At 69.1% G+C, this 24,055-nt stretch carries 19 protein-coding genes; 12 read left to right on the forward strand and 7 right to left on the reverse strand.

Annotated features, from left to right (window positions below; all coding sequences use genetic code 11):
* Positions 1 to 450: 450 nt before the first annotated feature.
* Positions 451 to 1,239 carry an ABC transporter permease gene (locus ACYQ8L_RS14685; protein ID WP_459942559.1) on the reverse strand — a complete coding sequence of 263 codons (789 nt, stop codon included), beginning with the start codon at positions 1,237 to 1,239 and terminating at the stop codon, positions 451 to 453.
* Positions 1,236 to 2,153: an ABC transporter ATP-binding protein gene (locus ACYQ8L_RS14690; RefSeq protein ID WP_459942560.1), complete on the reverse strand. Its 918-nt coding sequence runs from the start codon at positions 2,151 to 2,153 to the stop codon at positions 1,236 to 1,238. Before ACYQ8L_RS14690 ends, ACYQ8L_RS14685 begins: the two co-directional genes overlap by 4 nt.
* Positions 2,154 to 2,351: 198 nt before the next feature.
* Here ACYQ8L_RS14690 and ACYQ8L_RS14695 point away from each other — a divergent pair, with 198 nt between their 5' ends.
* The 6 genes from ACYQ8L_RS14695 to ACYQ8L_RS14720 all read left to right on the forward strand — a co-directional run bounded on the left by ACYQ8L_RS14695 (position 2,352) and on the right by ACYQ8L_RS14720 (position 11,769).
* A complete protein-coding gene (locus ACYQ8L_RS14695; protein ID WP_459942561.1) occupies positions 2,352 to 4,244 on the forward strand; it encodes a molybdopterin-dependent oxidoreductase in 1,893 nt (630 codons plus the stop codon).
* Entirely contained in the window at positions 4,241 to 5,260 is a 1,020-nt protein-coding gene (locus tag ACYQ8L_RS14700; protein WP_459942562.1) for a lysylphosphatidylglycerol synthase transmembrane domain-containing protein, read from the forward strand. Before ACYQ8L_RS14695 ends, ACYQ8L_RS14700 begins: the two co-directional genes overlap by 4 nt.
* Before the next feature lie 89 nt (positions 5,261 to 5,349).
* Positions 5,350 to 8,343 (forward strand): NAD-glutamate dehydrogenase domain-containing protein, encoded by a 2,994-nt coding sequence (locus tag ACYQ8L_RS14705; protein WP_459942563.1) that lies wholly within the window; start codon positions 5,350 to 5,352, stop codon positions 8,341 to 8,343.
* A 430-nt stretch (positions 8,344 to 8,773) separates the two neighbouring features.
* On the forward strand, positions 8,774 to 9,178 hold the full coding sequence (locus ACYQ8L_RS14710; RefSeq protein ID WP_459942564.1) for a nucleoside recognition domain-containing protein: 405 nt from the start codon (positions 8,774 to 8,776) through the stop codon (positions 9,176 to 9,178).
* Positions 9,175 to 9,621 (forward strand): nucleoside recognition domain-containing protein, encoded by a 447-nt coding sequence (locus ACYQ8L_RS14715; protein WP_459942565.1) that lies wholly within the window; start codon positions 9,175 to 9,177, stop codon positions 9,619 to 9,621. The genes ACYQ8L_RS14710 and ACYQ8L_RS14715 overlap by 4 nt, the downstream gene beginning before the upstream one ends.
* Positions 9,622 to 9,795: 174 nt before the next feature.
* The gene (locus tag ACYQ8L_RS14720) at positions 9,796 to 11,769 is read left to right on the forward strand and encodes a TRAP transporter large permease subunit (RefSeq protein WP_459942566.1); all 1,974 of its coding nucleotides are present in this window, start codon (positions 9,796 to 9,798) and stop codon (positions 11,767 to 11,769) included.
* A gap of 114 nt (positions 11,770 to 11,883) precedes the next feature.
* Here ACYQ8L_RS14720 and recJ read toward each other — a convergent pair whose 3' ends face one another.
* The 5 genes from recJ to tgt form a co-directional block, all read right to left on the reverse strand.
* Positions 11,884 to 13,608 carry a single-stranded-DNA-specific exonuclease RecJ gene (recJ, locus tag ACYQ8L_RS14725; protein WP_459942567.1) on the reverse strand — a complete coding sequence of 575 codons (1,725 nt, stop codon included), beginning with the start codon at positions 13,606 to 13,608 and terminating at the stop codon, positions 11,884 to 11,886.
* A complete protein-coding gene (gene secF, locus ACYQ8L_RS14730; protein ID WP_459942568.1) occupies positions 13,608 to 14,531 on the reverse strand; it encodes a protein translocase subunit SecF in 924 nt (307 codons plus the stop codon). Before secF ends, recJ begins: the two co-directional genes overlap by 1 nt.
* Positions 14,532 to 14,550: 19 nt before the next feature.
* Positions 14,551 to 16,149: a protein translocase subunit SecD gene (gene secD / locus ACYQ8L_RS14735; protein WP_459942569.1), complete on the reverse strand. Its 1,599-nt coding sequence runs from the start codon at positions 16,147 to 16,149 to the stop codon at positions 14,551 to 14,553.
* 133 nt (positions 16,150 to 16,282) lie between these two features.
* On the reverse strand, positions 16,283 to 16,615 hold the full coding sequence (gene yajC, locus ACYQ8L_RS14740; protein WP_459942570.1) for a preprotein translocase subunit YajC: 333 nt from the start codon (positions 16,613 to 16,615) through the stop codon (positions 16,283 to 16,285).
* A 22-nt stretch (positions 16,616 to 16,637) separates the two neighbouring features.
* Positions 16,638 to 17,780, reverse strand: a complete 1,143-nt coding sequence (gene tgt, locus ACYQ8L_RS14745) for a tRNA guanosine(34) transglycosylase Tgt (protein WP_459942571.1) — start codon at positions 17,778 to 17,780, stop codon at positions 16,638 to 16,640.
* A 355-nt stretch (positions 17,781 to 18,135) separates the two neighbouring features.
* Here tgt and ACYQ8L_RS14750 point away from each other — a divergent pair, with 355 nt between their 5' ends.
* From ACYQ8L_RS14750 to ACYQ8L_RS14775, 6 genes are all read left to right on the forward strand, one after another.
* Positions 18,136 to 19,977 (forward strand): PEP-utilizing enzyme, encoded by a 1,842-nt coding sequence (locus ACYQ8L_RS14750; RefSeq protein ID WP_459942572.1) that lies wholly within the window; start codon positions 18,136 to 18,138, stop codon positions 19,975 to 19,977.
* 1 nt (position 19,978) lies between these two features.
* A complete protein-coding gene (locus tag ACYQ8L_RS14755; protein WP_459942573.1) occupies positions 19,979 to 21,070 on the forward strand; it encodes a PEP/pyruvate-binding domain-containing protein in 1,092 nt (363 codons plus the stop codon).
* Between the two features lie 67 nt (positions 21,071 to 21,137).
* Positions 21,138 to 21,653 carry a flavin reductase family protein gene (locus ACYQ8L_RS14760; protein WP_459942574.1) on the forward strand — a complete coding sequence of 172 codons (516 nt, stop codon included), beginning with the start codon at positions 21,138 to 21,140 and terminating at the stop codon, positions 21,651 to 21,653.
* 11 nt (positions 21,654 to 21,664) lie between these two features.
* Positions 21,665 to 22,066, forward strand: coding sequence for a DUF120 domain-containing protein (locus ACYQ8L_RS14765; protein ID WP_459942575.1), 402 nt, complete (start codon positions 21,665 to 21,667; stop codon positions 22,064 to 22,066).
* Positions 22,048 to 23,115 (forward strand): type 2 isopentenyl-diphosphate Delta-isomerase, encoded by a 1,068-nt coding sequence (gene fni, locus ACYQ8L_RS14770; RefSeq protein WP_459942576.1) that lies wholly within the window; start codon positions 22,048 to 22,050, stop codon positions 23,113 to 23,115. Before ACYQ8L_RS14765 ends, fni begins: the two co-directional genes overlap by 19 nt.
* A gap of 249 nt (positions 23,116 to 23,364) precedes the next feature.
* Entirely contained in the window at positions 23,365 to 24,021 is a 657-nt protein-coding gene (locus ACYQ8L_RS14775) for an HAD family hydrolase (protein WP_459942577.1), read from the forward strand.
* Positions 24,022 to 24,055 lie beyond the last annotated feature (34 nt).

The following is a 24,055-nucleotide window of genomic DNA, read 5'->3' on the forward strand; positions in this document are numbered from 1 at the left end:
CTTCCAAGTAACTTCGGTCCACGGTCGCCGGTCCCGCGGTCGTCGGTCCGCTGGTCCAGACGGCCACGGCCACCGTGTGGCCGAGGCGGAAGTTATTGTTTCTGCGAACAGGCCGCGCCCCGCGGTCTACCGGAGCTTCCAAGTAACTTCGGCTAGGCGGCTGGGCTGCTCGGCGGCTAGGCGGCTAAGAACATTCGGGATCCCGACGTCGTCGCGTCGGCCAACCCGTGGGAGCGGCTGCCGTATCGGGGGTCAGAATTCAGAGGACAGATGTCAGAAACCCCCTGTCCTCTGTCTTCTGTCCTCTGGCACCTGACATGGGCGCCGCTCCCACCCTAAACCCTGACTCGGATGTTACAGTCCTGCGTAGCGGGGCCCCGAAGGGGCCCTGGGGACCTTCCCAGTGTCCCGGCGGCCCCGCGCCCTAGCGGGAAGAAGAGGCGTGCCCCGTCACCGGATCAGCCGGCGGCGCATGCGGCGAAGGGCCAGGGGAAAGCACACCCCGGCGAAGGCGAGGAGGTAGGCGAGGGAGGCCCACTGGCCCGGGTGGAACCGCCCGAGGGACCAGTCGCGGGCCAGGAGCACGAGGTGGGTGAGGGGCAGCCCCAAGGCCACCTTCTGCCCCCAGGCGGGCAGGGCCTCCAGGGGGAAGAACGTGGCGCTGAAGAGAAACATCGGGGTCACGGCCAGGAACACCGGCAGGTTGAACACCTCGATCGTTGGCACGAGCCCCGTGAACCACATGCCGAGCGCCCCGAACCCGAACCCGCCGAGAAGGGCCAGGGGCACGAGCAGGAGCCCCCCGGGCATCCGGATGAGTCCGAAGGGCGCGAGCACCGCCACCATGAGCACGGTGGCGATCACGGACTTGGTCGCGCCCCAGGCGATCTCCCCCGCGATCACGTCCTCCAGGGAGAGCGGGGTCGCGAGGATCGCGTCGAAGGTCTTTTGAAAGTGGAGGCGCACGAACGAGGCGTAGGTGTTCTCGTAGAACGCGTTGAACATGATCGTGACGGCCACGAGCGCCGGGGCGATGAACGCCACGTACGAGATCTCCCGGCCGACGTAGTGGATCTCGCCCACGAAGCCCCCGAGGCCCGCCCCGAAGGCCACCAGGTAGAACAGGGGCTCCAGGAGCGGGGGCAGGAACCCGATCTTCCAGGTCTTTTGATAGACCGTGAAGTTGCGCTGCCACACCCGGACGAACCGGTACGAGATGCCCGCGATCTCCAGGCTCATTCCCGAAGCTCCCGTCCCGTGAGGCGCAGGAACACGTCCTCCAGGGTCGCCATGCGCAGCGTGCACCCGCCCCTGCAGGCCCCCTCGGCCAGGCGGCGGAACACGGCCTCCCCGTCGTCGCAGTACACGAGGAGCCGGTGGCCCAGGTCCTCGCTCCGGTACCCGGTGGAGGCCACGAAGGCCCGGGCCTCGGCCGAGGGCTCGGCCACCTCGATCACGTACCGGCCGGCGTGGGCCGCGATGAGCTCCCGGGGGCTCCCCTCCACCAGCACCTTCCCGTGGTCCACGATGAGGAGCCGGTCGCAGAGCCGCGCGGCCTCGTCCATGTAGTGGGTGGTCAGAACCACCGTGATCCCCCGGCGTTTGAGCTCGTCGAGCCGCTCCCAGACCTGGTGGCGCGACTGGGGATCGAGGCCGGTGGTGGGCTCGTCGAGGATGAGGAGGGCGGGCCGGTGGATCAGGGCCCGGGCGATCATGAGCCGGCGCATCATGCCGCCCGAGAGCTCCTGGACCCGCGCCCCCCGGCGGTGCCCCAGGGCGATGAAGTCCAGGAGCTCCTCCGAGCGCTTCCTCGCCACGTCGCGGGGAAGGTCGAAGTACCGGGCGTAGACGAGGAGGTTCTCCTCCACGGTGAGGTCCGGGTCCAGGTTGTTGTCCTGTTGGCACACCCCGGTGCGGGCGGCCACGGCCCGCCGGTGGCGCACCACGTCGAGGCCGAACACCCGAAGCTCCCCCGCGGTGGGGGGCGAGCACCCGTAGATCATGCGCACCGTGGTGGTCTTGCCCGCGCCGTTGGGGCCCAGGAGCCCGAAGCAGACGCCCGACTCCACCGCGAACGAGAGGCCGTCCACGGCCCGCACGGCGCCGAAGGTCTTCACCACGTCCCGCGCGACGATCACCTCGCTCGGTTCCAAGGCTCCGACGGCTCCTTTGGTGGGAGGGGCCGGAGGGGCAAACCGGGGTGCCTCCCCCGTGCTCTCCGTGGTGCAACACACCTCGCTCGCGGCAAGGCGCCCTATCCTACCACCGCCCCGATGCCGCGTCGCTCCCCAGGGGCGGTGGCGGACCGGGCCACGCTGGGGTATCCTGCCCGGCGTTCCCGGAGGAGGCCCATGCCCACGGTGACCACCTGCACCCTCGACTGCCCCGACCGCTGCTCCGTCCTGTGCCGGGTGGAGGCCGGGGGGATTCGGCTCCGGGGGAACCCCGCAAGCCCCTACACCCGGGGCTTCACCTGCGCCAAGATCCGCCGGTACCCGGCGCGGCTCACGAGCCCCCACCGGATTCGGGAGCCCTGGGTGCGCGAGGGCGAGGGCTTTCGGCCGGCCTCATGGGACGAGGCCCTGGACCGCGTGTGCGAGGCCCTCGACCGGGCCCGCCGCCGCGATCCGGCCCGGATCCTCTGGGTGCGGGGCGCCGGATCCATGGGGGTTTCGAAGGCCGCGCTGGACTATCTGATGGGGGCGTTGGGCGCTCGCGGGACCCGGGGGAGCCTCTGCGACGGCGCCGGCATCGCCGCGGTGGAGGCCGACGCCGGCCGGCTCGACATGAACGACCCCCTGGAGATCGACCGGGCCGAGGCCATCGTGCTCTGGGGCAAAAATCCCCGGGCGAGCTCGGTGCACACCGCGGCCCAGGTGGCCGCGGCCCGAAGGCGCGGGGTTCCGGTGATCGCCGTGAGCCCCGACCCCTCGGGGCTTCGGGGGCTGGCCGACCGGCTCGTTCGGGTCCGGCCCGGCACCGACCGGTTCCTGGCCCTGGCCTGCGCCCGGCTGTTCCTCGAGGCCGAACCCCGCACGCCGCCCTGGGACCGGGCGGCCAACGCCGACGCGTTTCGGGCCCTCGCGTTCTCGCGGTCGGCCGAGGCGTGGTGCGAGGCGGCGGACGTTGCTCTCGCCGACGCCCGGGCCCTGACGGACCTCTACGCCGCCACCCCGAAGGTGGCCACCGTCGTCGGCTGGGGTGTGCAGCGCCACCCCCTGGGGGCCCAGAACGTCCGGGCGATCCACGCCCTGGCGTTCCTGGCCGGGAGCCTGGGCATCGGGGGCGGGGGGTTCTACTTCAACGTCCCGTCATCCCGGCACCTTCCCCGACCCCGGGCCGACGCGAGGGCCCCGGCGCCCCTCCTCCTTCCGGCCCTCGCCCGGGAACTTCCCCTTGCCGATCCGCCCGTGGAGGTGGTCTGGGTGGCCGGGTCGAACCTCCTCAACCAGGCCCCCGACACCAAGGGGCTCGTGGATGCCTTCTCGCGCATCGAGACCCGGATCGTGGTGGACGGATTCTGGACCGAAACGGCCCGCCACGCCACGGTGGTGCTCCCCCCGGCCCTTTGGCTCGAGGAGGAGGACCTGGTGGGATCCTACTGGGCCAACGTGGTGGGCGCCGTGCGCAAGGTGGTGGACCCGCCCGAGGGGTGCCGGGGCGATTTCGAGATCGTGGCCGAGGTGGCCCGCCGACTCGCGGTGGGGTTTCCCTTTTCCGACCGAGACGCCTGGCTCGAAGCCTGCCTTCCCGCCGGGGGGCCCACACTCCGGGACCTTCGCGCCGCCGGCTGGGCCCGGATGCCCTGGCCCGCCGTGGCATGGACCGAGGGGTTCGCCCATCCGGACGGCCGGTTTCGGTTTCTCGAACGGGTGGACGGGGAGCCCGCCCCCGCCCTGCCCCTCCGGTTCCTCACCCTCATCCGGCCCGACGCCCTTCACTCCCAGATGCTCCCGGAGGAGCAGACCGGCCCGCTGGAGGTCCGGGTGCACCCGTCGGTGGCGGAACGCCTCGGCCTCGCGCCCGGAGACCCGGTGCGGATCGTCGGGGAGGTGGGGGAACTGGAGGGAGTCGTCCGCGAAGATCCGGACCTCCATCCCGGCTGCGCCGCCGTGCCCCGGGGGGGCTGGGCCGGGCTCGGATTGGGCGTCAACGAGGCCGTGCCGGTGCTCCTGACCGACGCCGGGGAGACCGGCGCCTACTACGGGGCCACCGTGCGCCTGGAGCCCGGGACCCGGCGATGATCCGGCGTGCCGCACTTTCTCTCCTCGGCCTCGGGATCCTGATCTTTTGCGGCCTGTTCCTGGCCGGCGATCTCCGCCGGGTGGGGCTCCACCTCTCGGAGCTTCGGCCGGGTCCCCTGGGGATCGCGATCCTCGCCACGGCGGGGAGCTACCTCTGCGGCGGGGCGAGCCTCGCGGCGCTTCTCCAGGCCCTGGGGATCCGGCTCCCCCTGGGCCGAACCCTGCGGGTGGGGTTTCTCGCGACGGCCCTGAACTACCTCGTATCGTTCGGCGGGGTCGGTGGCGTGGGCCTTCGGCTCGCCCTGTTCCACCGGGAGGGCCTCCACCCCTCGGACAACGCGCTGGTGTCCATGCTCCACACCACCCTCATGAACGCCGTGCTCCTGCTGTTCGTGGCGGCCGGGTTCGGCCTACCGCTCCTCACCGGGGAGCTGCCCTGGTCCCGCGCGGCGCCGAGGCTCGCGCTTGTGGCCTTGAGCCTGGGGCTCCTCGGAGCGCTCACCGCCGCGTTCCTCCATCACCGGTTCCGGCACCGGGTGCTCTACCTGGGGTTTCGGGCCTACCGCTGGGCCCACAGGAGGCTCCGGTTCCCCGGGGTTTCCCGCGATACGGAGGTCGAAACCCACCACCGGTTTGACCGGGCGGCCCGCTGGGTCCGGTCCCATCCCGAGGGGCTGGCGGGCGCGTTCCTCTGGGTGGCCGGGGAGTGGGGGCTCGCGCTCGCGTGCCTGGCGTTCTCGTTCCGTGCCGTCGGGCACCCGGCCCCCTGGACCCCCCTGTTGGCCGGGTACGCCATCGGCATCTTCGCCGGGGCGGCGGCGTTTACCCCCGGGGGGATCGGATTCGTGGAGGGGGGCATGACGGCCGTTCTGGTCTCGATGGGGGTGCCCCTGGAACCGGCGCTCGCGGCCGTGTTCGTGTACCGGGTGGTGTACTACGTTTTGCCGCTCGGGCTCGCGCTGGCCTGGCTCGGGCCGGCCTCGGCGCGCACCCTGTTTCGGGTCGCCCGGAACTGATCCCGAGACACCGGTTGGCCCTGGACTCCGGTCCCGGGCTCTGGTAGATGGGACTTGTTTCGTTTCATCAAACTCTTCAGGAGGCCGCCATGTACCCAGACGCCGCCAAACCGGTCTACCGCAACCTTCGCCGGGCGCTCCGTACCCACCACCAGCAGGCGCTCCGGAACCTCGAGTGGCTCCGCGACCACATGCACCCGTACTTTTTTATCACGATGAAGGAGGAGACCGAGGCCCTGGTGCAGTTGGCGTCCGGGCTCGGGGGGCTCACCCACAGCCGGCGACTCATCCTGACCGAGCAGGAAAAAAAGCTGATCCTCGCCTGCATGAACCTGCCCGGAACCGTGTACCGGTCGTTTCGGGATCTCGCCGACCGGGAGATCTCGTACGCCGAGGTCACCCACTCCTACGACTCGGTCCCCGACCTAGGGTGCGAACTCGAGATCCAGCGGTTCGAGTTCGACCCCAAACCCCACGCCGAGATCGCCTCAGCCCCCCGGCCGCAACTGCCCGAGGCGACCAGGCGGGGGGTCGCCCGGGCGCTCCGGCGGATGTACCCAGGGTTTGATTTTGCGGAACTCGACAAGGTCCTGGGCCTCCTGTGGCTCAACAACGAACACTACGTTCGGATCTCGCCCCCCGAACGGGTGGCCCGGATCCTTTGGCTCTACCAGACGGCCCGGCGCCACGGCGGGCTCTACCTCGACGTGGAGAACACCGAGGACGTGGTGCACCACCGGGAGTCCCGGCTGCTGTTCGCGGTGGGGAACCCGCCCCAGCCCGGGTTCCTGGCCCAGGCCATGGAGGTGTTCAACCGGCTCGACCTGGGGGTGCGCCGGGCCTACTGCCTCACCCTCTCCACGGGGGTCCACCCGTACTTCCTGGGCACGTTCTACGTGACGACCCGGGACGGAAAACTCCTGGGAAAGGATTCGGCGCTCTTCCGGACGCTCCAGGCGGAGCTCTACAACACCCAGATCCTCTCCCCCAGCGGCCCCCTGTATGAAGAGTTCGTCCCCAAGGGCACGATGACCGGCGAAGACGCCACCCTCACCAACGCCTTGATCGCGTTCTGCCACACGAACCTCGCCCACAACCAGCCCGACCGGTTTGACCTGGGGGAGGTGAAGCGGGCGTTCTACGCGAGTCCAGACGTGGCCCTGGCCCTGGTCCGGCTGTTCCGTACCCGGTTCGACCCCGACCGGTCCGACCGAGACGAGGCCTATGCCCGGGCCAAGCCCGAGGTGGAGGCCCTCGTGGACAACTACAACACCGGCCACCGGCACCTGGACGAGGTGCGCCGCACCATCTTTCGCACGGCGCTCCTCCTGATCGACCACACCCTGAAGACCAACTTCTTCGTCCCCGAGAAGCACGCCCTGGGCTTTCGGCTCGACCCGGCGTACCTCAAGGCGCTGGGCCCCGAGTTCACCGCGGACCTACCCGAGGGCGAGCCGTTTCGGATCACGTTCTTCTTCGGCCGCCACGGCGCCGGATACCACGTGGGATTCTCCGACATCGCCCGGGGGGGATGGCGCACGATTATCTGCCGTAGCCCCGACGATTTTGTGACCAATGCGAACACGCTCCTTCGGGAGGTGTACGTGCTCGCGCACACCCAGCATCTCAAGAACAAAGATATCTACGAGGGCGGGTCCAAGATGACCGTGGTGATGGACGCCTCGGACCTTGCGGACCCGGGGCTGGTGACCCAGCGGCTCTACAAACTCCAGTACGGCTTCCTCCACGCCTTCCTGGATCTTTTCGTCACGCGAAACGGAAGGGCCCTGCACCCGCGGGTGGTGGACTACTACGGAGAGGACGAACCCATCGAACTCGGCCCCGACGAGAACATGCACGACGAGATGATCGAGTTGATCGCCCGGGAGGCCGTGCGGCGGGGCTACGTGCTCGGCAAGGGGATCATCTCGTCCAAGCGGGTTGGCATCAACCACAAGGAGTACGGGGTCACCTCCCTCGGAGTCATCCGGTTCGCCGAGATCGTGATGGGCCATCTGGGAATCGACATGGCCCGGGATCCCTTCACCGTGAAGATCACCGGTGGCACCAACGGCGACGTGGCCGGAAACGCCATGCGGCTGCTGCGGGAGCGGTGCCCCAGGGCCTCGCTCCGCCTAATCGTGGCCGGCTCGGGAGTGCTCTACGATCCCGAAGGGATCGACTGGGAGGAACTCGGCCGCCTCATCCTCAAGGACAACATCGACGCCTTCCGGCCCGAGAAGCTCCACCCGGGCGGGTTCCTGCTCCTGCGCCGGGATCGGAAGCGGGAGGGGCTCCGAGAGCTCTACCGGAAGTGGGTGCGCACGGCCGAGGGGGTGGAGGAGCACTGGGTCACGACAGACGAGTTCCACCGGGAGTTCGACGGCGCCGTGTTCCGGGTGCCGGCGGACCTCTTCATCCCGGGCGGGGGCCGGCCGGAGACCATCGACGACACGAACTGGCAGAACCTGCTCGACGCCAACGGTAGGCCCACGTGCCGGGCCATCGTGGAGGGGGCGAACTCCTATCTCACACCCAAGGCCCGGGAAGAACTTCAGCGGTGCGGCGTGGTGGTGATTCGAGACGCCTCGGCCAACAAATGCGGGGTTATCAGCTCGTCCTACGAGATCCTCGCGAACCTGCTGATGACCGACGCCGAGTTTCTCGCCGTAAAGCCCACCTACGTGGGGCAGGTGCTGGGACTCCTGGAGCGTCGGGCCGAGGAGGAGGCCCGGCTCCTGCTGCGGCGCTGGGAGGCCTCGGGCCGCACGAGGCTTCTGACCGATATCTCGGCCGAGGTGAGCCGCGAGATCAACGCACGGTACGCGGAACTGTTCGAACTGTTCCGGACCCGCCCGGACCTCCTCAAGCAGCCGGCGTACCGCCGCGTCCTCCTGGCCCACCTGCCGCCGATCGTGGCCGAGACACCCAAATTCCGCCGGCGGGTGGGACGGCTGCCCGAGAAGATCCAGGCGGCCATCGCCGCCGTGGAGATCGCGACCCGCACCATCTACCACCGGGACTGGAACGAGGACCTGGAGGACACGGTACGCCGGTACGTGCGCCGGGAGTTCGGGGGATAGAAACTCCGGGAGGTGTTCGCCCGGGGGCAAAACTTGTTGGGGCCACGGAGGGCACGGAGGACACGGAGAACGGCCGGACGGCCTTGCGGATTTCGGGGTACCCGGCCCGCATTGGCGACAGGATCCTCTTGCCGGAGACCACCCGGTGGGTGGGGAGAAGGCCACCCACGGGTTTCGCGGGGTGGACCGAAGGGTCCCGGAGCCAAGGCAAAAAAAATCCCCGACCCCAGGAGGAAAGGGCCGGGGCTAACGGGGGAACGTTCCGGTCATATATTTAGAACCGTTCCATGACCTTGTCAATCCCCTTTCCGGGAAAAAAGTGAAACGGATGGAAATTTTCTTAGACCTTTCCTTTCGCCGATTGGGGGTGTAGCCGGTGGAGCCCTCGAACTCCTCGCGTCGGGAATCCGCCCCCCCACTCCGGGATTCGGTGCGCGAGGGGCTCCGGAAGAGCGCGACGTCCTTGGTCATCCTGGCCAAGGTGCTCCTTCCGGCCTACGTCCTCGTGGATCTTCTGGCCCGAACCCCGGTGCTCCCCTGGGTGGCGGGGGCGCTCTCGCCCGTTATGGGATGGATCGGGCTCCCCGGCGAGGCGGCCCTGCCCCTGGTGGCCGGGATGGGCGTGAACCTCTACGCCGCCATCGGGGCCATGGCTCCGCTCCACCTTACCCCCCGGGAGATCACGATCCTGGGGCTCGTGCTCGGGCTGTCCCACGCGCTTGTGATCGAGACGGCGGTGATCCGCCAGGTCTGCCCCCGTTGGGTTCTCCTCGCCGCGACCCGGGTGGGCTTGGGCCTTTCGGCCGGCTTCCTGGTGAACCTGGTGATGCCGTGAGCATACTTGCTTCGCTCGGCAACGCCCTGGTCACCCTCCTCCAGGTGGCCGCCGTGATCGTGCCCCTTACGGTGACGTTCCAGGTGCTCCGCGACCGCCCCTGGGTGCGGCGGCGACTCGGCCCCTACGCGGGGTCGCTTCGCCGGATCGGACTCGGCGAGGGCGCGGCCGTGGGGCTGGCCGCCGGGGTGTTCCTGGGCATCGTGTACGGGGCCGGCATTTTGATCCAGGAAAGCCGGTCGGGCCGCATGACGCCCAGGGAGATTTTTCTGCTGTCGCTCTTTTTGTGCACCTGCCACGCGGTGGTGGAGGACACCCTGTTGTTCGTCGTCCTGGGGGGTCACGGAAGGTGGATCCTGGGCCCTCGGGTGATCCTCGCCGTCGCCGGCTGCGCCCTTCTGGGGCGACTGCTCCCAGGCCGGAACAGGTCCCACGCCGTTTGATGGCCCGGAACCTTTCTCCGCCCCCCGCATCCAAGGGGTTGCTCTTCAAACCGGGCGCCGGCCTTACTGGAATCTTGAGTCCCGGCTATGGTAGGGTTCCGTCGCGATTTTCCAGAACCTTTCCAAGTTTATCTCCGCCAAACACACGTGCACCGGAATCGGAAAGGAGGTCCGATGGGTCCCCTGGATGCCCTCGCCCGAGGTATCGACCGGCTCAATGATGGGGTGGGCAGGGCGGTGTCGTGGCTCACGACCGGCATGGTGTTGCTCACGGCCTACGACACCATCATGCGTTACGGGTTCCAGCACGGAAACATCGCCCTGCAGGAACTCGAGTGGCATCTTTTCGGCATCGTGTTCCTGATCGGGGCGGCCTACACGCTCAAGGAAGACGGGCACGTCCGGGTCGACATCATCTACGCCAAACTCGACGAGCGAAAGCGCGCCTGGATCAACCTGATCGGTTCGCTGATCGCGCTCATCCCCTTCGCGATCCTGGTGATCTGGTGCACCAAGATGTTCGTGATGAACTCCTGGGCCGTGCGGGAAACCTCGCCCGATCCCGGTGGCCTGCCGGCCCGGTACGCGCTCAAGGCCATGATTCCCCTGGGGTTCCTCCTCCTCCTCCTCCAGGGCGTGGCCGAGGCGATCAAGAACTACCGGTTCCTCCGGGAGAACCCGGCGCCCGGGGGCGGCCACGGCCGCAAGTGGGCCGTCACCTGGATCCTGGCCGGCCTCGGGCTCCTCGCCTTCGGTTTCGCCGTGAAGGCGAGCCTCGAAGGCTGGGTCGAGTTCCCCGAACGGTTCGAACCCCTCATCGACGTGATCCACGAGGTTCTGCCCGCCATCATGTTCGGGGTGCTCTTCGCCGTGCTCCTGTTCGGGTACCCCGTGGCGTTCACCCTGGGCGGCACGGCGCTCTTCTTCGGGTATGTGGGGTTCGGGTTCGACTTCTTCAACCTCCTGCCCCTTCGGATCTGGGGCACGGTCACCAACTTCACCCTGCTCGCCGTGCCCCTGTTCGTGTACATGGGGGTCATGCTCGAGCGCTCGGGGCTCGCCGAGGAACTCCTGGAGACCATGGCGCTCCTTTTTGGCCGGATGCGAGGGGGGCTCGCCATCTCGGTCGTCGTGGTGGGGGCGCTCCTGGCCGCCTCCACCGGCATCGTGGGCGCCACGGTGGTAACCATGGGGCTCCTGTCGCTCCCCACCATGCTCCGCCGGGGCTACCAGACCGAACTTGCCACAGGGGTGATCGCCGCCTCGGGCACCCTGGGCCAGATCATCCCGCCCTCGATCGTGCTCGTGCTCCTCGGCGACATCATGAACGTGCCGATCGGCGATCTCTTCATCGGGTCGGTGATTCCGGGGTTCATCCTGGTGGTGCTCTACATCCTTTGGATCCTGATCGTGGGCATGCTCCGGCCCGAGTGGGCCCCCCCGATCCCCGCCGAGGAACGGGCCCAGGTCCAGGGCTGGGCCCTGGCCCGGAGGGTCCTGGTGGCCCTGATCCCTCCGGCGTTTTTGATGCTCGCGGTCCTGGGCTCGATCTTCGCGGGCATCGCCTCCCCCACGGAGGCCGCCGCCCTGGGGGCCGTGGGCGCCTCGATCCTCACGGCGTTCAAGGGCCGGCTGAACCTCCAGATCGTCCGCGAGGTCATGCAGGCCACCACCAAACTCACCTGCATGGTGTTCATCATCCTCGTGGGCGCGGGCTCCTTCGGGCTCGTGTTCCGGGGCATGGGCGGCGACGACGTCGTGCGGGCGTTCATCGAGTGGCTCCCGTTCGGCAAATGGGGCATCCTGGTGATCGTGATGGGTATCATCTTCATCGCCGGGTTTTTCCTCGACTTCATCGAGATCACGTTCATCCACGTGCCCGTGCTCACCCCGATCATGATCTCCATGGGCGTGGATCCTTTGTGGCTCGCCGTGCTCATCGCGGTGAACCTCCAGACCTCGTTCCTCACCCCGCCGTTCGGGTTCGCCCTGTTCTACCTCAAAGGGGTGGCACCCAAAGAGGTCACCACGGGGCACATCTACAAGGGCATCATCCCGTTCGTCGTCATCCAGGTCATCGGGCTCATCATCGTGGCGTTCTGGCACGACGCCGTGACCTGGCTCCCCTCGCTCATGCTCAAGCAGTAGGACCGAAAGGGCCCCCTGCGGATCACCCGCAGGGGGCCCTTTCGCGCTGGAAGGCTGGACCGCTGGGAGGCTGGAACGCCGAACCTCCCTTTCCCCTCGGCGCCGCCGTCCGGGTCAACCGGCCGGGCGGGCGTCCTTCACCGTGAGCCGAAGCGACGTGCGGCCGTTCCAAGTGTGGAGCTCGGCCGTCGCCGCCAGGTCCACCCGGGCCCCCGGGGCCAGAAACGCCCAGTCTTCCGGAACCCTCCAGGCCACCGCCTCGATCCGCACGCCGTCTCGTTCGACCACCAGGGCCTTGTGCTCGCCCGAGGCGCCGAGATCCCGCACCGAACGAATCGAGAGCTCCCGGAGGGCGAAGACCGGCCTGGGGTTTCCGACCCCAAAGGGTTCGAGCCGGGCCAGCTCCGCCACCGTCGGCTCATCGAGCTCCCCGAGCCGCAGCTCGGCGTCCAAATCGAGCACGGGGACCAGGTCCTCCTCCCGGAGCCGCCGGCGCACGGCCCCGTCGAACCGGTCCCGGAACGCCGGCAGGGCGTCGGCCTCGAGCTCCAGGCCCGCGGCGGCCGCGTGCCCCCCGTAGCGCACCAGGAGGTCCCGGCAGTCCTCCAGAGCCTCCACCAGGTGGAGGCCCGGCACGGACCGGGCCGACCCTTTCAGGGTGGACCCCTGGGGCACCAGGACCACGGTGGGCCGGTGGAACGCCTCGGCGATCCGGGAGGCCACGAGGCCCACGACGCCCGGGTGCCAGTCGTTCCCCTCCACCACGAACCCCCACCGGCCGGGCCACCAGCCCTCCCGCTCCACCCGCTCCCGGGCCGCGGCGAGCGCGGCCCGCTCCTCGGCCTGACGTTGGCGATTGAGGTTGTCGAGCGCCCGCGCGCAGCCCAGGGCCTCGTTTTCCCCCCGCGCCCGCAGGAGATCGAGGGCCGCCCGGGGTCCCTCCATGCGGCCGGCGGCGTTGAGCCGCGGCCCGATGTGAAACCCCAGGTTCCCCGCCGTGAGGGGCGGCCGGAGGCGCGCCACCTCCGCCAGGGCCCGAAGGCCCGGGCGCCGGGGGGGGTTCCAGAGCCCGAGCCCCGCCGCCACGAGCACCCGGTTGACTCCCCTCAGGGGCACCATATCGGCCACGGTCCCCACGGCCACGAGATCGAGCCAGGCCCGGAGATCCGGCTCGGGGCGGGCCCCGAACCAGCCCCGCCCCCGAAGCACCGAGCGCACCGCCGCGGCCAGGTTCCAGGCCACCCCCACCCCGGCCGGGGCGGGCTCGGGGTAGGCCCCTCCGGGCAACCGGGGGTTCACCACGGCGGCCGCGTCGGGAAGTTCCTCCCCCGGCGTGTGGTGATCGGTCACCACGAGGTCCACCCCGAGCTCCCGGGCCCGGCGGGCCGCCGCGACCGCCCGGACGCCGCAGTCGGCCGTCACCACGACCCGTGCCCCTTCGGCCGCCATCTCCTCCAGGGCCTCCGCCTTGAGCCCGTACCCCTCCCGGTCGCGCCGGGGCAGGCGGCACCGCGCCGTCGCCCCGCAGGCCTCCAGGAACTCGGCCAAAAGCGCGGCCGAGGTCACCCCGTCCACGTCGTAATCGGTGTACACCCAGAGCTCTTCCCGGGCCTCCACGGCCCGGGCCACCCGCTCGGCCGCCTCGGCCATCCCCGGAATCCCGAAGGGGTCCGGCAGCGAGGACAGCCGGGGCGCGAGGAACGCCTCCGCATCGGCTCCCGGCCGGAAGCCCCGGGAGGCCAGCACCCGGGCCACGAGCCCCGAAACGCCAAGGGCCCGGGAGAGCTCCTCCCAGGCCCCGGGTTCGGTCTGCCGGATCCGCCAGCGCCGCTCGGGCATCAGGCCCGGGACTCCACGGCCCGGGCGCCGCCGGCCCGCTTCTCCAGGGCCAGCACCACCGGGCTCGCGATGTAGATGGACGAGTAGGTTCCGACCACGATACCCACGAGCAGCGCGAACGCGAAGTCGTGGATCACCCCGCCGCCGAAGAGGAACAGCGCGATGACCACCAGGAGCGTTGTGCCCGAGGTGAGAAGCGTCCGGCTCAGGGTCTCATTGACGCTGCGGTTCATCAGGGCCTCGAGATCCCCCTTGCCTCCCGTGCGCTTGATGTTCTCCCGAATCCGGTCGAACACGACGATGGTGTCGTTGAGGGAGTACCCCACAATGGTCAAAAGCGCCGCCACCGTGGTGAGGTCGAACTGCTTGTTGAAGAGCGAGAACGCCCCGATCGTGATCAGCACGTCGTGAAACAGCGCGGCCACCGCCCCGAACCCGAACCGGAGCTCGAACCGCCACCAGATGTAGAGAAGGATCGCCCCCAGGGAAAACAGCACGGCCAGGAGCCCCTTCTCCCGAAGGTCCTTCCCGACCTTGGGCCCCACCATCTCGACCCGGCGGATCTCCACGGTGTCGTCCCCCAGTTTCTGGGCCAGGGCGTCGTGGACCTGCTTCGCCAGCCCCTCGAGCTCCCCGGAGCTCTGCTCGGTCTGGAGGATGTACTCGTTTTCCTCCCCAAAGGCCTGGACCACCACCTGGCCCTGGATGACGTCGGCGAGGGCCGAGCGGATGTCCCCCGCTTTCACCGGCTTGTGGAACTTCACCTGGATCAGGGTGCCGCCCGCGAAGTCGATGCCGTAGCGCGGGCCTCCCCGCACCACCAAACTCGCGAGCCCCAGCAGGATCATGGCCAGGCTCACCCCGAACCAGAGTTTGCGCTTTCCCAGAAAGTCGTAGTTCGTGCCCGGACGGATGATTTCCATGGTTGACCCCTTCCGGCCCTTAGATGCTCAACCGGCGGATGGTGCGCCGCCGGAGGAACGCGTCGAAGATGACCCGCGTGCCCACGATGGCCGTGAACATGCTGGCCACGATGCCGATGGCGAGCGTCACCGCAAACCCCTTGATCGGCCCCGTGCCGTACTGCCAGAGCACGGCCGCAGCGATGAAGGTGGTCACATTGGCGTCGAGGATGGTGGAGAACGCCTTGGCGTACCCGCTTTCGAGGGCGTTCACGGGCGACTTCCCGAGCCGCAGTTCCTCCCGCACCCGCTCGAAGATGAGCACATTGGCGTCCACCGCCATGCCCACCGTGAGCACGATGCCCGCGATGCCCGGCAACGTCAGGGTGGCCTCGAACAGGGCCAGGCAGCCCAGGATCAGGACCACGTTCATGATGAGGGCGAGATCCGCCACCACCCCGGCCCACTTGTAGTAGACGGCCATGAAGAGCACCACCAAGGCGCCGCCGATCGCGAGCGCGGTGAGCCCCGCCCGGATCGAGTCGTGCCCCAGCGACGGGCCCACGGTGCGGCGCTCCAGGATCTCCACCGGCGCGGGCAGGCTTCCGGAGCGAAGGGCGATGGCGAGATCCCGGGCCTCCTCCAGGCTGAACCGGCCGGTGATCTGGGCCCGCCCGCCGGCGATCCGCTCCCGGATCACCGGGGCCGACTGGACCACGCCGTCGAGCACGATGGCCAGGCGCTTGCCCACGTTCTCCGAGGTGATCCGCTCGAACATCCGGGCCCCGCGCTTGTCGAAGTTCAGGGTGACGTAGGGCTCGTTGTAGCGCTGGTCGATCTGGACCCGGGCGTCGGTGATAACGTCGCCGCCCATCAGGACCCGCTTCTGCACCACCAGGGGCCGGCGGCCCACCACCTGGCGGGTCACCGGGTCCACCTGGTGCTCGTAGAGGATCTCGGTGCCCGGCGGTGGGCCGTTCTTGAGCGCCTCGTCCACGCTCACGTCCTCGGCCAGGAGCCGGAACTCGAGCTGGGCCGTCTTGCCGATGAGCCGGATCGCCCGCTCCGGGTCCTTGATGCCGGGGAGCTGGATGAGGATCCGGCGCTCCCCCTGGGGCACGATGGTGGGCTCGGTCACGCCGAACTGGTCCACCCGGTTGCGGATCGTCTCGATGGCCTGGTCCACGGCGTACTTTTCGATCCGCTCGGCCTCGGCCGGGTCGAGGGCCAGCACGATCTCGACCCGCCCCCCCTCTTCGGTCCGGGCCTTAGGGCGAAGCATCGGGTAGTCGTCGTCCAGGAGCGCCTGCAGCCGGTCGGCCGCCTCGGCGTCCCGGAGCACGAGCCGGATCTCCTTACCCCGGGCCTCCACGGTCCGGGCCCGGATCCGCTCCTCCCGGAGCGCCTCCTTGAGCTCGGCCGCCATCCGCTCCACGGCCTGCTCCACGGCCTTCTCGGCCTGGACCTCGAGGACCAGGTGCATGCCGCCCTGGAGGTCGAGCCCCAGATGGAGCCGCCTCTCGGCCAAAAACCCCGGCAGTTTCGCATCGGGGCCCATGAGGGTCGGCAAGAGGAACACGATCCCCAAAACGGTCACGGCCGCCACGATGGCGGCCCTCCACTTGAGGCTCAGCGACATCGAACACTCCTTCCGTAGAGCTCGGCGCTGGAAGGCGAGAAGGCTGGGAAGCTAGGAAGCCGGGAAGCAGAGGGGCCCTGCCCCCCGTTGGCCGGGCAGACCACACTCCCCGTCCACGCGCTCCGGACCGCGACTACCCGCCCCGCTTTTTCACGGTGGCGATGGCCGGCTTCGAGACCTTGATCTTCACGTTGGGGGCGATCTCGAGGGTCACGGCCTCATCGGTAACGCCGGTGACCTTGCCGTGGATCCCGCCGGTGGTGATGACCTCGTCGCCCCGCTGCAAGGCCTCCAGCATGGCCTTGTGCTCCTTCTGGCGCTTTTGCTGGGGCCGGATCAGGAGCACGTAGAAGATCACGAACATGAGGATCAGCGGGAGGAGGCTCACGATGGGGTTGCCCTGGCCCCCGGCCCCCTGCCCCTGGCCCCCCATGGCAAACGCGGTCGCGGGAAACAGAAAATCCATCTCGACGATTCTCCTTGTTGGACTACGCAAGTTGTTCGGAAGCGTCGCGCCGGGCCCACGCCTCCCGGAACGCCTCGCGAAAGCGCGCGAACGAGCCCTCCTCGATGGCCTCCCGGATCCGGCGCATCAGATCCAGATAAAAGTGGAGGTTGTGGAGGGTGTTCAGCCGCGAGGCCAGGATTTCTCGGGACTTGTAGAGGTGCCTCAGGTAGGCCCGGGAGTAGTTCCGGCAGGTGTAGCAGCCACAGGTCTCATCGGGCGGGCGCGGGTCCCGCTCGAAACGAGCGTGCTTTATAACAAGCCGACCTCGTGAAGTAAAGAGCAAACCGTTTCGGGCAGTTCGGGTGGGCAAGACGCAGTCGAAGAGATCCACGCCCCGGGCCACCGCCTCCACGATATCCTCGGGGGTGCCCACCCCCATCAGGTACCGAGGCTTGTCCGGCGGCAGGAACGGGGTGGTCGCCTCGACGGTGCGGAGCATGAGCTCCTGCCCCTCCCCCACCGAAAGCCCCCCCAGGGCGTACCCCTCAAACGGCAGCTCCCGCAGGAACTCGGCGGACCGGCGGCGCAGTTCCGGATCCACGCCCCCTTGGAGGATCGCGAACAGGGCCAGTTCCGGCCGGGTGCGGGCCCCGAGGGAACGCTCGGCCCACCGGTGGGTCCGCGCGAGGCTCTCCTCCAGGTACGGCCGCTCGGCCGTGTGGGGCGGGCACTCGTCGAGCACCATCATCACGTCGGAACCCAACACCTCCTGGATCTCCACCACCTTCTCCGGGGTCAGGAGGTGGCGGCTCCCGTCCAGGTGGCTCTGGAACTCCACCCCCTCCTCCCGCACCTTCCGCAACGGGCCGAGGCTGAACACCTGGAACCCGCCGGAGTCGGTGAGGATCGGCCGGTCCCAGTGCATGAACCGGTGGAGCCCCCCGAACGCACGGATCACCTCGCACCCGGGCCGCAGATACAGGTGATACGTGTTCCCCAGGATGATCTCGGCCCCCAGGGCCTCAAGCTCCTCGGGGGTCATCGCCTTCACCGTGGCCTGGGTGCCCACCGGCATGAACGCCGGCGTCTCCACGGTGCCGTGGGCCAGGTGCAGCCGGCCCCTCCGGGCTCCGGTGGGGTCCGTGGCCAAAAGCGAGAAACAGGGGCGAAACGGTTCGGTCACGGGGATGGGCTTTCCGTTCTCTGGGCTCGGCAATCGGGGTCGGCACACCCCTCGACGCCTCGGGGGATGACGGCGAAACCGGCGGGCGAGCATAGCAGAACCCCGTCCCCCGTTCACGGCAAAGGCCCCTCGCCGCGGCTGCGACAGCGGCGGCGCATTTCCAAACCCTGTTCTTGCGGCACATCGGCACGCACCACGCAATGCGGCATGCGGGACGCTTTTTCCGCTTTTCTACCGCCCGCAAGCCACATTATGCCCGCACGAATCAACAAACACCGTGTTTGGCACAAACCCTGCAGGGGCTAGTCCCGAATCGGACCGGCACCCTTGCCTCATCCCACGAAAGGAGGCCCCCATGGCGAACGGCAGCGGTTTTCCGAGCCCCCACGAACTCCCCACCATCCCCGGCACCGAGGGCTGGGAGCGGATGTACCCGTACCACTACCGGTTCCGGGCCGACGACCCCGAGCGCAAACGCTACGAGGAGTCCACGGTCTGGTTCTGCGACGCGCTCCACTACCCGGAGCCCCTGTATCCCTTTGACATCATCTGGGACGAGGCCTGGTACCTGGCGCTCTCCCAGTACAACACCCGGATCTTCATCGTGCCCCCGGCCCTCGGCATCGACCACCGGGTGGTCAACGGCCGGGTGTACATCTCCCCGGTGCCGGTGCCCGACCCCTCCCAGATCCCCGAACGGGTCGAGGCCTTCATGAAACGGGCCGGGTACTACTACCAAAACTGGGACGAGCTCTACGCCAAGTGGGAAACCAAGATGAAGGGGGTGATCGAGGAACTGGACGCCCTCGTGATCCCGGAACTGCCCGAACGGGAGGACGAGTCGGTCGTCTTCGCGGGGGAGGGGCAAAGCAGCGGCTACAAGCTCCTCACGGCCTACGACCGGCTGATCAACCTGGGGATCCTCGCCTGGCAGTACCATTTCGAGTTCCTGAACCTCGGGTATGCGGCGTACGTGACGCTCGTGGACTTCTGCCAGAAGGCGTTCCCCGACATTCCGCTCCAGCGGATCACCCAGATGGTGAGCGGGATCGAGGTGATCCTCTACCAGCCGGATGAGGAGCTGAAAGCTCTGGCCAAGATGGCCTGCGAACTGGGCATCGAGGACGAGATCCTCAGGGAACGGCCGGTGCAGGAGCTGTTCGACGCGCTCCAGCAGACGAGCGACGGCCGGCTGTGGGAGCAGCGGTTCGAGAAGGCCAAGTACCCGTGGTTCTACATCTCCACCGGCACCGGATGGTTCCACCACGATCCGGCCTGGATCGACGAGCTGGAGATCCCCCTGACCTCGATCCGGATGTACATCCAGAAGCTCAAGCGGGGCGAGTCGCTGGAGCGGCCCCTGGGCGAACTCAAGAGGGAACGCGACCGCATCATCAACGAGTACCGCGACCTCCTGCCCTCCGAGGAGGACAAGCAGACCTTCGACCAGCTCCTGGCCACGGCCCAGATGGTGTTCCCCTACGTGGAAAACCACATGTTCTACGTGGAGCACTGGTTCCACTCCATCTTCTGGAACAAGATGCGCGAGGTCTCCCGCCGGTTCGTGGCGGCGGGGTTCTGGGACGACGTGGAGGACATCTGGCTTCTGAACCGCCACGAGATCCGCCAGGCCCTGTGGGACCTCGTGACCGCCTGGGCCACCGGCGTCAAGCCCATGGGCAAGCTCCACTGGGGCCCGGAGATCGCCTGGCGCAAGCAGGTGATGGAGAAGTTCAAGCAGTGGACCGCGCCCCCGGCCCTGGGCACCGTGCCGGCGACGATCACCGAGCCCTTCACGATCATGCTGTGGGGCATCACGAGCGAGAGCATGGCCGCCTGGACCAAGGGCAAGGAGGCCGGCGAGGGCCCGATCACGGAACTCACCGGGTTCGCCGGAAGCCCGGGGGTGGTCGAGGGGCCGGTGCGGGTGTGTCGGACGGTGGGCGAGCTTTCGGATCTCAAGCAGGGCGAGATCCTGGTGTGCCCCACCACCAGCCCGAGCTGGGCGCCGGCGTTCACCAAGATCAAGGCGGCCGTGACCGACGTGGGCGGGGTCATGTGCCACGCGGCCATCGTGTGCCGCGAGTACGGCCTGCCGGCTGTGGTGGGCACGGGCAACGGGACCCAGGTGCTCCGCACCGGCCAGAAGGTCCGGGTGGACGGCGGCACCGGGGTCGTAACCATTCTGGAGGGGTGAGATGGAGCGCAAAGACATCGCCTGGTTCGAGGAGTGCCGAAAAGACCACACGGCGCTGGTGGGGGGGAAATGCGCAAGCCTCGGCGAGCTCCTGGCCGCCGAGATCCGGGTGCCGCCCGGGTTCGCTGTGACCACGGAGGCGTACCACCACTTCCTGACCGTGGCCGGGATCAAGGACCCGATCTGCAAGGTACTGCGCCGGATCCGCGACGGCGTCCCCATCCACGAGGTGGGGGAGGAGACCCGGCAGATGGTCCTCGCCGCGCCGATCCCCGCCGAGGTGGAGCGGGCCATCCGCACGGCGTACCGGGAACTCTGTGACCGGTGCGGGGTCGAGGACCTACCGGTGGCGGTGCGCTCCAGCGCGACCCTGGAGGACATGGCCGACGCCTCGTTCGCCGGCCAGCAGGACACCTACCTCTGGGTCCGGGGCGAGGACGAGGTGGTGGACAAGGTCAAGCGGTGCTGGGCGAGCCTGTTTAGCGACCGGGTCATCGCCTACCGGGAGGAGAAGGGGTTCACCCACGAAAACGTCCGGATCTCGGTGGGGATCCAGAAGATGGTGCGCTCGCGGGCCTCCGGGGTGCTCTTCACCCTGAACCCCCTGAACGGAGACCGGTCCAAGGTGGCGATCAACTCGGCCTGGGGCTTCGGGGAGGGGGTCGTGTCGGGCGACGTCACCCCCGACGATTTCCTGGTGGACAAGGTCACCTTCGACGTGATCCGGCGTACCGTCGTGCCGAAGCCCGCCGCTTACCTCTTGAACCCGGCCACCGGGCGGGTCGAGTTCCTGCCCGTACCGGAGGAGGACCACAACAAGCCCTCCCTCACCGACGACGAGATCCGGGAACTCACCCAACTGGCCCGGCGGATCGAGAAGCACTACGGCCGGCCCATGGACGTGGAGTGGGCCGTGGACGCGGACCTTCCCTTCCCGGAAAACATCGTGATCCTCCAGGCCCGGCCCGAGACCGTGTGGTCGCAAAAGCAAGCCGAGGCCGTGACCAAGGAGAGGCCCAAGTCCGCCCTGGACGCGATCGTGGGGCGCCTCCTGGCCGGGGTGCCCGTGCAGAAGGCCCAGACGACGGCCTGAAGTCCGCGCCTGGGGGGAAGCCGCCCGCCGGCGGCTTCCCCCCGGCGCCCCCTGAGGAGGAATTCCCATGTCCGCAGAAGACCGCACAACCCTGTTGTCGAGCCTGCCCTGCCCCGAGCTCCTCCTGTGCGTGCGCGCCGGCGGGGAAACCGACGTTGTCGCCGTGACCACCATGTGGGTTTCGTACGAACCGGTGATGGCCGCGGTGTATCTCCGCCCCGGCACCACCGCCCACCGGTTGGTGACGACGGCCCGGGAGTTCACCCTCAACCTCGTGGACGAGGCCCAGGACCGGGCCGCGCTTGCGGCGGGCACCCTGTCGGGGTCGGACCCCGACAAGCTCTCCAAACTGGGGCTCGAGTTCACGGATCCCCGAACCGTTGAGAGTCCCCGGATCAAGGGCGCCGCGGCCCACTACGAATGCCGGGTGGTGGGCATCACCCCCTGCGGGAGCCACGACCTCATCCTCGGCGTCGTCACGGCGTGGGACGCGCCCGGCGGAACCCCGGTGATCCGGTATGGCCACCGGAGTCACCGGCTCGGCGAACCGATCCCGGGCCCGGACGTCGCTTACCCCCACTAAGGGGCCAAATTTTGACCCGATCCACAACGATCTTGGGGGTGGTTTCCGCCGGGCGGGGGGAGGCGGGGGGGTTCGTGGGGCTCCCGTGGGTGGTGGAACAACTCGAACGGGCGGCCGGGTTCCGGCCGTTCCCCGGCACCCTGAACCTCAAGCTCCGGGATGAGGCCTCCCTCGCCCGCTGGCGGCGGATCCGAAGGGTCCCCGGGTTCCTTCTGGAGCCTGCGGACCCTTCGTTCTGTTCGGCCGCGGTCCACCCCGTGACCCTGCCGGAGGGCATCGCGGCCGTGGTCGTCGTGCCCCACGTTCCCTCCTACCCGGAGGACCTGGTGGAGATCATCGCGGCCGACCGGTTGCGCGACCGCCTGGGTCTTCGCGACGGCGACGAGGTGGTGGTGTGGTTCTCCGAAGCCTGAGCCCGAAACCCGACCCCTCTGCCGCCAAGGATCGGCACCTGGAGGCCTGTCTCGCCGGTGAGGTGGAGGGGCCGCTGCGTAACGGGCTCGAACGCTGGCGCCTCGTCGCGGGGTTTCCGGAGTTCCGGTTTTCGGACACGGAGATCTCGTGCCCACTCCTGGGAACGACGTTGTCGGCGCCGATCCTGATCTCGGCGATGACCGGGGGTGGCAAAGCGTCCGAGCGGGTCAACCGCAACCTGGCCGTGGCGGCCGAGGCGGCGGGTCTGGGAATGGCCGTGGGGTCCCAGCGCCTTCTGCTCGAGTACCCGGAACTCCTTTCCTCGTATCGGGTGCGCCGGGTTGCCCCCAAGCTCCCCCTCCTCGTCGCGAACCTTGGGCTCGTGCATCTCAACCACGGGCTCACGGCCAACGACTGCCTGCGCGCGGTGGAACTCATCGAAGCCGACGCCCTCTCCCTCTACGTGAACCCCCTCCACGAGGCGCTCCAGCCGAACGGCGACCTCGACTTCACGGGCCTCCTGGACCGGCTGGCGGCCCTGTGCAACGGGTTTCCGGTGCCGGTGGTGGTGAAGGGGGTGGGGTTCGGGCTCCCCCGGCTCTTTCTGGAAAGAATCCGCGACATCCCCTTGGGAGCGGTGGAAACCGGCGGGGCCGGCGGCACCAACTGGGCCTTGGTGGAGAAACTCGCCGGGTCGCCCCGTCCCACGCCGGCCCTCTCCGAAATCGGGCGGCCCACGGCGGAGGTGCTCACCGACGCCCTTCGGCTCCTGCCGCCCCACGTCCCTGTCATCGCCTCGGGCGGCATCCGGAACGGGGTGGAGATCGCCAAGGCCCTCGCCCTGGGCGCCCGGGCGGCGGGCATGGCCCTGCCGTTCCTGCGCTGGGGGTGGGAGTCTGCCGAGCGCGTCGTTGCCGAGGTGGAGCGGCTCACCCGGGAACTGCGCACCGCTATGTGGTACGCCGGGACTCGGCGGATCGACGACCTCCCCGGCCGGGTCACGGGGCCGGGCCCCCAGGGGCCGATGCTGGAGTTGGAAGCTCCGTAGGCCGCTGGGCGGCCAGCTCGCAAGGGCAATACCTTCTCGGTTTCGGCCACAGGGGCGGCCGCCGCGCCTGGGCCCAAGGGACCGCCGACCGGCGACCGAAGTTACTTGGAAAGCCCGGGGGCCCTGTCACACCGGGCTCACGACGGCATGAAACGGCGCGGCGGTCGATTGCTGCACTCGCGCCCGGCCGGGAGCCAGCCCCCCGCCCGCGCCCTAGGTCCCTCGTTGGCCTCAGCAAAAGGAGAACACATGCTCCGGTGCGCCCTGTTCGATCTGGAAGGAACCCTGGTCGATTTCCAGTGGAACCTCGAGGAGGCCGAGGCTCGGCTTCGCGAGGCCGCGGCCGCCGTGCTCGGCTGCGCGCCGGAGGCGTTCGAGGGGCTCAACTACGCGGGCATTCTGCGCGAGGGCCGGCGCCGGGCTCCCGACGCCGACGCACGGGGCCGGTTGGTCCGGGCCCTGGCCCCGATCTACGACCACTACGACCTCGACGCCGCAAGCCGCTGGAGTCTCCGGCCCGGGGCCGAGAGGGTGCTCTCCACCCTCGCCCGCGGCGGGATCCCCCGCGCCCTCGCCACCAACGTCGGCCGCCTGGCCGTGGCCCGGGTTCTGGCCCGCTTGGGCATCGGGGAACTGCTGCCCGTGGTCGTCACCCGAAACGACGTCACCGACCTGAAGCCCTCTCCCGAGGGCCTTCTGCGGGCCCTCGAAGCCCTCGGCTGCGCACCGGACGAGAGCCTGATGGTGGGCGACAGCCTCTCGGACGTCGGGGCGGCCCGGACCGCGGGCCTCCGGGTCGCCATCGTGCTCGGGGGGGAAAGCCCGGAAGCCGCCATCCGCCGGGCCGGTCCGGACCACGTGGTGTCGCGGCTCGAGGAGATTTTGCCCCTTTTCGGCCTACCCTGATACCAAGTTGCGTTCCAACAGACACCCACCCGGC

It is taken from the genome of Deferrisoma palaeochoriense (assembly GCF_054656955.1).

Coding starts and splice junctions, on each gene's coding strand:
- ACYQ8L_RS14685 (WP_459942559.1), bottom strand. CDS start 1,239: ATGAGCCTGGAGATCGCGGGCATCTCGTACCGGTTCGTCCGGGTGTGG.
- ACYQ8L_RS14695 (WP_459942561.1), top strand. CDS start 2,352: ATGCCCACGGTGACCACCTGCACCCTCGACTGCCCCGACCGCTGCTCC.
- ACYQ8L_RS14700 (WP_459942562.1), top strand. CDS start 4,241: ATGATCCGGCGTGCCGCACTTTCTCTCCTCGGCCTCGGGATCCTGATC.
- ACYQ8L_RS14705 (WP_459942563.1), top strand. CDS start 5,350: ATGTACCCAGACGCCGCCAAACCGGTCTACCGCAACCTTCGCCGGGCG.
- ACYQ8L_RS14720 (WP_459942566.1), top strand. CDS start 9,796: ATGGGTCCCCTGGATGCCCTCGCCCGAGGTATCGACCGGCTCAATGAT.
- recJ (WP_459942567.1), bottom strand. CDS start 13,608: ATGCCCGAGCGGCGCTGGCGGATCCGGCAGACCGAACCCGGGGCCTGG.
- secF (WP_459942568.1), bottom strand. CDS start 14,531: ATGGAAATCATCCGTCCGGGCACGAACTACGACTTTCTGGGAAAGCGC.
- secD (WP_459942569.1), bottom strand. CDS start 16,149: ATGTCGCTGAGCCTCAAGTGGAGGGCCGCCATCGTGGCGGCCGTGACC.
- yajC (WP_459942570.1), bottom strand. CDS start 16,615: ATGGATTTTCTGTTTCCCGCGACCGCGTTTGCCATGGGGGGCCAGGGG.
- ACYQ8L_RS14750 (WP_459942572.1), top strand. CDS start 18,136: ATGGCGAACGGCAGCGGTTTTCCGAGCCCCCACGAACTCCCCACCATC.
- ACYQ8L_RS14755 (WP_459942573.1), top strand. CDS start 19,979: ATGGAGCGCAAAGACATCGCCTGGTTCGAGGAGTGCCGAAAAGACCAC.
- ACYQ8L_RS14760 (WP_459942574.1), top strand. CDS start 21,138: ATGTCCGCAGAAGACCGCACAACCCTGTTGTCGAGCCTGCCCTGCCCC.
- ACYQ8L_RS14775 (WP_459942577.1), top strand. CDS start 23,365: ATGCTCCGGTGCGCCCTGTTCGATCTGGAAGGAACCCTGGTCGATTTC.